Source organism: Ligilactobacillus agilis DSM 20509 (genome assembly GCF_001436215.1).
In the GTDB taxonomy this organism is placed as follows: Bacteria; Bacillota; Bacilli; order Lactobacillales; family Lactobacillaceae; genus Ligilactobacillus; species Ligilactobacillus agilis.
Genome location: NZ_AYYP01000045.1, coordinates 1 through 220, shown reverse-complemented (window position 1 = coordinate 220; position 220 = coordinate 1). Strand labels below are relative to the sequence as shown.

General features: G+C 44.1%; 1 protein-coding gene. It reads right to left on the bottom strand.

Going from position 1 to position 220, the window contains the following annotated elements; genetic code table 11:
• Positions 1-4: 4 nt before the first annotated feature.
• Positions 5-220, bottom strand: a 216-nt coding sequence (locus FC14_RS05700) for a zinc ribbon domain-containing protein (RefSeq protein WP_156655757.1), incomplete at its 5' end; no start/stop codon positions are given.

The window sequence follows — 220 nt, the reverse complement described above, 5'->3', positions numbered from 1 at the left end:
ATTTTTACAGTAAAGCAAGTAAGTTTCTCACGGCATTTTCGTCTCGTTCCATAACTGCCCCGCACTCATAACAAATATACTCGTTATGCTTCGTTCCATGTTTCTTGTTGCCATCAAGTCCGACTTTATCTGCGCCGACCTTAACATGCCCACACTGGGAACACCGCTGGGTACTTGGATAGTAACGATCCGCTAAGATTAACTCCTTGCCATACCATTT